The sequence below is a fragment of the Candidatus Zixiibacteriota bacterium genome (assembly GCA_040753495.1).
Lineage (GTDB): Bacteria > Zixibacteria > MSB-5A5 > GN15 > PGXB01 > DYGG01.
The window spans coordinates 1-8666 of sequence record JBFMEF010000124.1 but is presented as its reverse complement, the minus strand read 5'-3'; the positions used below and the strand labels follow the sequence as shown (position 1 = coordinate 8666).

9 protein-coding genes are annotated in these 8666 nt (G+C 51.4%); 4 read left to right on the top strand and 5 right to left on the bottom strand.

The features are described 5' to 3' along the window. Window positions 1–104: 104 nt before the first annotated feature. Window positions 105–1256, top strand: coding sequence for an endolytic transglycosylase MltG (mltG, locus tag AB1690_08095; GenBank protein ID MEW6015270.1), 1152 nt, complete (start codon window positions 105–107; stop codon window positions 1254–1256). Here the strand turns inward: mltG and AB1690_08090 are convergent. From AB1690_08090 to AB1690_08080, 3 genes are read right to left on the bottom strand one after another with little or no spacing between them, the layout of a single operon-like run. Beyond that, complete coding sequence (locus AB1690_08090; protein MEW6015269.1) at window positions 1253–1816, bottom strand: GAF domain-containing protein; 564 nt, start codon at window positions 1814–1816, stop codon at window positions 1253–1255. The two genes, mltG and AB1690_08090, sit on opposite strands and share 4 nt — an antisense overlap. 47 nt (window positions 1817–1863) lie before the next feature. Then, window positions 1864–3279 carry a sigma-54 dependent transcriptional regulator gene (locus tag AB1690_08085; protein MEW6015268.1) on the bottom strand — a complete coding sequence of 472 codons (1416 nt, stop codon included), beginning with the start codon at window positions 3277–3279 and terminating at the stop codon, window positions 1864–1866. Next, on the bottom strand, window positions 3266–4228 hold the full coding sequence (locus AB1690_08080) for a hypothetical protein (GenBank protein MEW6015267.1): 963 nt from the start codon (window positions 4226–4228) through the stop codon (window positions 3266–3268). Before AB1690_08080 ends, AB1690_08085 begins: the two co-directional genes overlap by 14 nt. A gap of 310 nt (window positions 4229–4538) precedes the next feature. On the opposite strand from AB1690_08080, the gene gatC reads away from it, so the two are divergent. From gatC to AB1690_08065, 3 genes are read left to right on the top strand one after another with little or no spacing between them, the layout of a single operon-like run. Continuing rightward, entirely contained in the window at window positions 4539–4823 is a 285-nt protein-coding gene (gene gatC / locus AB1690_08075; GenBank protein ID MEW6015266.1) for an Asp-tRNA(Asn)/Glu-tRNA(Gln) amidotransferase subunit GatC, read from the top strand. Beyond that, window positions 4823–5569, top strand: coding sequence for a 3-deoxy-manno-octulosonate cytidylyltransferase (gene kdsB / locus AB1690_08070; GenBank protein ID MEW6015265.1), 747 nt, complete (start codon window positions 4823–4825; stop codon window positions 5567–5569). Before gatC ends, kdsB begins: the two co-directional genes overlap by 1 nt. A 12-nt stretch (window positions 5570–5581) precedes the next feature. Further along, a complete protein-coding gene (locus AB1690_08065) occupies window positions 5582–7267 on the top strand; it encodes a CTP synthase (GenBank protein ID MEW6015264.1) in 1686 nt (561 codons plus the stop codon). Window positions 7268–7411: 144 nt separating this feature from the next. Here AB1690_08065 and AB1690_08060 read toward each other — a convergent pair whose 3' ends face one another. Further along, entirely contained in the window at window positions 7412–8302 is an 891-nt protein-coding gene (locus AB1690_08060; GenBank protein MEW6015263.1) for a twin-arginine translocation signal domain-containing protein, read from the bottom strand. 26 nt (window positions 8303–8328) lie between these two features. Then, the coding region (locus AB1690_08055; GenBank protein ID MEW6015262.1) for a hypothetical protein at window positions 8329–8666 on the bottom strand (338 nt) is incomplete at its 5' end.

Below are 8666 nucleotides of genomic sequence, written 5' to 3'. Positions count from 1 at the left end.
GGCCGAAGCGGAGCAGACCCTTCATCTGTTCCACAAGAAAATCCGGCAGGATAAGGGACGAGTGGACCGGATTGCCGCGGCAATAATATTGCAGAGATTCCTGGATGAGCGAAAAGATAAATAACAGAACCGGAAGCAGATTCTATGAATACTTAATCTACTATCCGCTGACCGTATTCATACTCCTGCTGGCATTGCCGCTTCTGCTGGTTCTTTTCCTGAGATATCTGATACGCTCCACCGGCGCCCCGCTGAGAAGCGCCGCCAATCTTTTCGGCTTTGTTCTGACACTGCTGCTTCTCTCCGGGGGATATTTCGCCGTGCAGCTTCTGACTCCTTATGACTTGGGGGAAGAACGGCGCTCCGTAATCATAGATGAGGATGATCTTTTCCCCCGAATTTCGGAGCGGTTTCGCCAAGGAGGCATAATTCAAAGTGAATTTCTCTTCAAAACGGCGGCAGTAATCGGCGGAATCGACAGATATATAGCGCCCGGGCGGTACGATTTTGCGGGGAAAGTTTCCTTATATGACGTGTTGCTGAAATTAAAACGTCAGGAAGTGGCAACCGCAACGGTAACTATACCGGAGGGCTCCAATATCTATAAGATTGGTTCAATTTTGAGCTCAATGCTGGAGCTCGATTCGGCGGCGTTCGTGAATTTTGCCCTGGATACGGTGAAAACAAGACGTCAATATCAACTGGAAGGTCTGGAAGGGTATCTTTTCCCCGACAGTTACCGCTTTCGATTCGGCATCAAGCCGGAGAAGGTTTGCGAAGTCCTGGTACGAGAGTTTTATGCCCGAGTGGGCAGGCTGCTGGATTCCGCTAAAACCTCCAAGTTGTCTGTCAGGCAGATTGTGACCCTGGCTTCAATATTGGAAGCCGAGGCGATCCACAAAGAGGAATTACGGCTGATTTCCTCGGTGTACCACAATCGTTTGCGCCGCCAGATGCCGCTTCAGGCGGACCCGACTGTCCTCTATGCCCTCCGGGAACCGAGCCGTTCGCTTCTCTATCGTGACCTGGAGATTGATTCCCCCTACAACACATACAAGGTCCGGGGCCTTCCGCCGGGACCAATTAACTCTCCCGGCCTTGCCGCCATAGAGGCGGCGCTGAATCCGGCGGAGAGCGAATTTCTATATTTTGTCGCCGATGGCACCGGGCGGCATATCTTCTCCAAGACGCTGGAGGAGCATAACCGCGCCAAGAGGCGGATTAAAGCTCTGCAAAAGAAATTCAAACAGGGTTAAATGTTGAGGTCGGCGGTCGCTTTTGCGAGAAATTGCCCGAATTGCGCCGCCACTGGATTCAGTAGCGGCTGGTCGATAATATCAAATGCTTGTGCCTGAGTCGAAACCAGACAGATTAAACCGATACGGCTACCATTATTATGGATAGGGAAGACCGCGAGCGATTTTGAAGGTTCCCCCAGAAGCAGCTTGCGCTCGATAAAATTTCCGGAAAAGTTGTCGGGATTATTCTCGATATATGGATGCCCGTCCCGGAAGACCGAATGTAGCAGAGAATCCTGGTCAGGGAGGGTGAGCGAAATCCCCTCGGGGGCATGTTTGGAATTCTTGACCGCTATCACTTTGAGGGTATTGTCGCGGACGGAATGGACAATCAGAACCGCCGTCGAAAGAGAGAGATGTTTCTTGAGCTTCTTGTATAAAGAGAAGAACAGCTTATAGATATTGTTGTTGCGGCGAAACAGCGCGGAAACCGAGCGGGTTACCAACTCCCAGGAACGCCGGCTGGTTTTGGTAAGCAATGTAACCGGTCCGGCGGCGGCAGAGACATCATCTTTCATCTTTAAAATCCTATTTTGGTCCCTCTCATAGGTTCTACGAATAATGTCTAATCCTGTTCCACAGAAACGGTCTCATCTCTGGTAATATTATATTTTTTGACCTTTCTCCAAAGAGTAGTTCGGCCAATTCCAAGAGTGGTGGCGGTCTTGCTGAAATTCCAATTATTGGCGCAGAGAGCGGAATGAATTCTCTCTTTCAGACTCTCTTCCAATGTACCGTTAAGCTGGTGCGTTATAAGCCGATGTTTCCCTTCGCGCGGCATACTCCCCTGAGAATTGATGAACATAATATCCTCTTCCCGGATTCGACCCTCGGGAGAGAGGGCGATGGCTCTCTTGATGGTATTCTCCAGTTCCCGGACATTTCCGGGCCAATTATGCGCTACCAGCCGCGCCAGAGCCGGCGGGGAGATTGAAATATTCGCCTGATTCTGGCGGGATTTTTCCTGATTTATGAACCGCTCGACCAGAAGGGCGATATCGTCAGCCCGCTGACGCAGCGGAGGGATAAGAATTGGCAGTACATTCAATCGATAATAAAGGTCATCCCGGAAATTTCCCGCACTGACCATCTGCGCCAGGTTCTTGTTAGTGGCGGCGATAATACGGACGTCTACTTTCTTCGAGACTGAGGCTCCGACCGGTCGAATCTCAGAATCCTGCAGCACCCGGAGGATTTTTGCCTGCAGGGGAAGCGGCATGTCGCCGATTTCGTCGAGAAAGACCGTGCCGCCATCAGCTTCCTCGAACAGCCCTTTATGATTGGAATAGGCGGAGGTAAAGGAGCCTTTAATATGCCCGAAAAACTCCGACTCCATCAGGCTGGCCGGGATAGCGCTGCAATCGATCGGGACGAATTTCCGTTTCCGTCTCTGGCTGTGGAAATGAATCGCCTTAGCCAGCAAGCCTTTGCCGGTGCCGGATTCACCGGTAATGAGCACCGAAATATCGGTCGCGGCGACCCGCGCCGCCAGATTCTTCAACTGCTTCATTGCCGGCGATTCGCCGACCAGGTTGTCGAACCCATATTTCCAGGCGATTTCTTCGCGGAGGGCGGAAAGCTCGACCTTAATGTTTCGATTCTCGAGGGCTCTTTCTATCAGAACCAGAAGCTCATCGTTTTTAAACGGTTTGGCAATATAGTCATAGGCGCCGCGACGGATTGCCTCCACCGCATTGCGCACCGAACCATAGGCGGTCATTATGATTATCTCCGCCGGAACGCCGAACTCCCGCACTTTTTCAAGAAGTTCAATACCGCTGCCGTCATTCATCTTCAAGTCGGTTATAATGAGGTCAAAGGGATACGTTTTTATCTGTTCCAGCGCCTCTTTCAGACCACCCGCCACGGTAGTCTTGTAGTTGTGGCTCTTGAGAAGAATCTCCACCGTCTGGCGGAAGGAGTCATCATCATCCACCAGCAGAAGCGAGACGCCGGTGAGCTTGCTGTTAATCGTTGACAAGGACAATTCTCCGGTTTATATGAGTGGCAAATTTCCTGGGTGAGTTAACTGTTTCCGCCGAAGAGTTGGGAAGAGGGTGGCTTTCAGAATCGAACCGGTTCAGCGCCTCCGCCATCTCCTCGGATACTTTGCTGATTATCTCCATCAGTTTCATATCGGCGTCGCTGACCGCCCGGTCCCGGCGCAGCTGCAATTGCTCCACGGCCGATTGCAATGCGCCCAGTTTGTTATTCATATAATGAATCAGTTCGCGGCGGGGGTTGTCGGCGCCGCCCGGTGTCACCGCCGACGAGAGAGGTCTCTTTAGAGAGACGGCGGCGTAATCATATCCGGCTATCTGAAAGCGGGTAATCTGCATATTTTCGGGAAGGGGCGATGCCTGATCATCTCCGGTCGGATGGTTCTGGCGAAGTAATGAACTTAAAAGGTCTTCTGAGATTGGGCTCGTCGGCGATTCCGCTGACACCGCTGTAAGAGACTTCCCCGGGCATCGATAAGCAATTATCTGAGAAGACCCCTGGTCTATTACATAATTGTAACTGCTTCCCTCTTGTAACAGGCTGCGGATTATTTTTAGATGCGAAAACTCCTCGAAGTAGCGGCGAAGCATGCCAATCTGCGCGTAAAATAACTGCTGCATCTCGGAGTGACGGTGCCATTTTTCGGAGCCAATGAAACCGGCGGCAAGTTTGTCGCCGTTGTGGTTCTGTCCGAGGCTGGCGGCGCAGAGAACAAAGTCATTTCTGGCGCCCGATTCACCCGACGTCACTCCCCGGCAGAAAATGCCGGCGGCATCATTGTCGATAGTGCGCCAGATGATTTCCAGCGGCGCAGGAGCAAAATTTTCCGGAAGAAGAAACTCCTCCCGGTTGGCAATGAAGGCGAGATTGTCTAAGGGCGTCAATGTTTCAAAAAATTGGCGGCTCTCCGGCGATAAAACCTCTGCCAAGTAGAGCTCCAGGCTCAATCTAAAAAGCGCGCGACTTAGAGTTGACGGATTGTTCAAAAAGGTGCAAGGTGGGAGCATAGTGCTGTTTAATATCCTGTTTCAATATGACACATCTATATGGTGTATCGACCAATCCCAAAAAAGATTAATAGGGATATGTTTCAAAAGCGACCGACGTCATAGTAACGAAGAGCGATTTCTCGATAATCATAAGTCCATATCGTCACGCCGTTTATAGCGACCGAAGAATTGTGACGGAGCAAATTTTAAAAAAACTTGACAGCACCCCACAGCCGTAATATTTTCGCTTGTGCCTATATCAAAAGACGACATACTGAAGATTGCCGCTCTGGCAAAGCTGGAATTACGCCCTGAAGAGTTAGAATCGCTCCATCACGACCTGACACAGATTATCTCTTATATTGACCAGATTCAGCAGGTGAATACTGATGGAATTGTGCCGCAGAGTCAGTTTATAAAAGCCGAGAATGTCTTTCGGGATGATATCGTAACGCCCTCTCTCACCAGAGAGCAGGCGCTCTCCAATGCCCCGGATAAAGATGACGATTACTTCCGGGTGCCGCGGGTGCTCTAATGAATAAAACCGGCGTTCTGGCGGTGATTCCGGCAAGGTACCGCTCCATCCGTTTCCCGGGGAAGGCTCTGGCTGATATCGGGGGGGAGACTATACTGGAGCGATTATATCACACCGCGGCGTCCTGCCGGTTAATCGACCGGGTGGTGGTCGCATCGGATGCCGATGAAATATTATCGTTCTGCCGAATGCGGGGCCTGGATGCTGTCCGGACTTCGGCGAAACATAAAACCGGTTCCGACCGGAGCGCCGAAGTGGCGCAGAAATCAGGGGGGGAGATTATTGTCAGCATTCAGGCCGACCATTGGGGGGAGAGCCGGTCCGATTTTGAAAAAGTGATAAAAGATATGCTATCCGATAAGACCATAAAATATGCTACCTTTGTTAAAAGAATTGAAAGTGATGAATATCTTTATGACCCGAATCGGGTGAAGGTGACATTTGACCGGGACAATTTTGCGCTCTGGTTCTCCCGCTATCCAATACCGTATCTGCAGGGAGTTAACGGCAATCGCGCCGCCCAGTTTGATTACTACTATCATATCGGGGTCTATTTTTTCCGGCGGGACAGGCTGCTTGCGTTTCATCGCCTGCCGCAGAGCCGTCTGGAAAAGGCGGAATCGCTGGAGCAGTTGCGCATTCTGGAGAATCAGGGAAGAATGAAAGTCTTCCGGATAAAATCCCGTATTTACAGTGTTGATACCAGGGAAGATCTGGAGCGGTTGAAAAGAACGGCTTTTATATAGATGGAGGATTCTGTGTCAGAGAAGAAGACTAAATATATATTTGTGACGGGAGGGGTGGTTTCGTCACTGGGGAAAGGAATAGCGGCGGCGTCGCTGGGACTGCTTCTCAAGAAGCGGGGTTTGAAAGTCAATATGATAAAATGCGACCCTTATATAAATGTCGACCCCGGCACGATGAATCCCTTTCAGCATGGCGAAGTCTTTGTGCTTGATGACGGCTCTGAGACAGACCTGGACCTGGGGCACTACGAGCGATTTTTAGACCAGAATATGACCCGCGAGAATAATGTCACCACCGGTCAGATATATCATACCGTTATAACCCGCGAGCGGCGGGGAGACTATCTGGGAGCAACCGTGCAGGTGATTCCGCATATCACCGAGGAGATAAAAGAATGCCTGCGCAAGCCGGCCAAGTCTGACCCTGATACCGACGTCATCATAGTCGAAATCGGCGGTACGGTCGGTGATATCGAATCGCAGCCGTTTCTGGAAGCGATTCGTCAGATGGCGCTGGAGGCGGAGCCGGAGGATACCGTTTTCATTCATCTGACACTGGTGCCGTATATTGCCACCGCCGGAGAGGTCAAGACCAAGCCGACCCAGCACTCGGTAAAGGAACTTCTGCAGATAGGAATTCAGCCGAAAATTCTAGTCTGCCGGACGGCGAAAGAGTTGACCGATTCGATTCGAAAGAAAATCGGGCTGTTCTGCAATGTGCCGTACAAACATGTCATTTCCGCCGTCGATGTGGAAACTATCTATGAAGTCCCCTTGCGGTTTCATATGGAGGGGCTCGATACCGCCGTCTGCGAGCACCTGAAACTCGATTACGGCGAGCCGGATATGAGCGACTGGGAGGAGATGGTGGCAAAGATAAAGAATCCCCGCCAGCGGGTTAAAATTGCCATCTGCGGAAAATATGTGAATCTGAAGGATGCCTATAAGTCTATCATCGAGGCGTTTGTCCATGCCGGCGAAGAAAATGACGCCCGGGTCGATTTGATATGGGTTTCCTCCGAAGATATTAAACAGTACGGGGCGGACAAATTCCTGTCCGATATTGACGGGCTTCTGATACCGGGCGGTTTTGGGGAACGGGGAGTGGAAGGAAAAATCGAAGCGATTCATTATGTGCGGGAGAACCAGATTCCGTTTTTGGGAATCTGCCTGGGTATGCAATGCGCCGTGATTGAGTTCGCGCGGAATGTCTGCGGGTTGGAAGATGCTCACAGCTATGAGTTCTATGCTGATTTGAAGCATGCCGTGATTCACTTGATGGCGGACCAGGAAGGGATAACCAACCTCGGCGGCACCATGCGCCTGGGGGCGTATCGGGCGATTCTGGATAAAAGCACCAATACCTATAAGGCTTATGGCGTCGAAGAAATATCGGAGCGGCATCGTCATCGATACGAATTCAACAACGCTTATCGGGAGATGTACGCCGATAAGCCGTTGAAACTTGCCGGAGTTTCGCCCGATGGTCGTCTGGTGGAGATAATTGAAGTGACCGGTCATCCCTGGTTTGTCGGGGTGCAGTTTCATCCCGAATTGAAATCCCGCCCGACCCGGGCCCATCCGCTCTTCCGCGATTTCATCGCCGCCGCGGTGGAGTATTCGGTAAAAAAAAACGATGAGATAGCCGGCACGACTGATTTGCATCTCGAAGGATTGGGGCTGCGAGAGAAAAGATAAGGGGAACTCAAACCGCGTAGGTCAAAATCCCCCCGAACCGTGTGTGCATAGCGAAGCGCGAGTGGGGGTTTTGACATTCTGAGGGTGAAGCGTTGCCGAAACCAAAAAGATTTCGACTCATAATGGCTGCCTATAAGGCTCCTATCAGATAAAACTCTCTTCCATCCACCCCAGGCGGATTATCTCTATCCTATTCAAATCACTGGTGCCGAGACCGAATTTCTTGTCGGCGGCTATAACGTGCGGGGCGGTGGGATTGAGAGAGCGGTCATCACCATAATGGTCTTGTCTTTTTAATTGAATTATCCGCAGAGCGAGCGAATCGAGGGCGACCGGGTCAGCGCTGACCAAAATACCGCAATAGTTCCAAATATACTTTGGGTCAATGTAATGGGTGGAGACAGCGTGAAAGTGCGGGGTGAGCATTACCTGGATGTTCAAGCGGGTTTTGTCCTTGACGACCGGCAGATGCCAGATGGCGCCGAGATTGGAGCAGGAATTGGGATGGTAATCAGGCATATTGGGGACGAAGACGATGTAATTTTTAATCATGCCTCCGACCACAGCCCAATCATGAACGCGCATCGGACGGACATTTATAAGAGCCGTGGCGCTCTGAAAAACCGGATTGGCGCGAACCTCCTGGTCGTCAACACTCAGATTCTTTTCGGCGACACCGGTTTCCAGGATACGTCGCACAATTGCCTTTTCAACTGCCGCCGGTGTCGGAAGATACCGGTGATGATTGGTCTTTATGCCGACAACATCTTCCGGTTTGATGATCTTCCTCCATCCCTCGACCGGCGTCTCCACTCGAAAATAGGCGCAGACTGCATCATCGAGCATCTGCTGAATCAGTTGACCATCAAAGCGGCCGGGACCGAGGACAGCATCGGGATTGCGCACCAGCACAACTCTGGTCCTGGCGATTTCGGAGGAGAGAAGCTCCTCAGCCACCGTCGGCAGCCCAAATGCCATGCCGGCCGCAACGGAGGCTGTCGATTTAAGGAAATCGCGACGAGTGAAAAGCGCCATACCTTCTCCTGGCTATAAGGCTCCTATCAGATTAAACTGTCTTCACTCCACCCCAGGCGGATTATTTCAATCTTGCTCAAGTCGCTGGCGCCAAGATTGTATTTAGTATCGGCGATAGCGATATGGTGCGCCGAGGGACGGAGCGGGCGCTCATCGCCGTAGTACCGTTTTCGTTTCTCCTGGATTATTCGCAGACCGACCGTATCGGCCGCCACCGGGTCGGCGCTGACTATTAAACCTCCATAATTCCAGATATATTCTTTGTCGAAATGATGCGGTCCGGCGTTATGAAACTGCGGTGTCAACATCACCAGAATATTCAAACGGGTTTTGTCTTTGACATGCGGCAGATGCCAGATGGCGC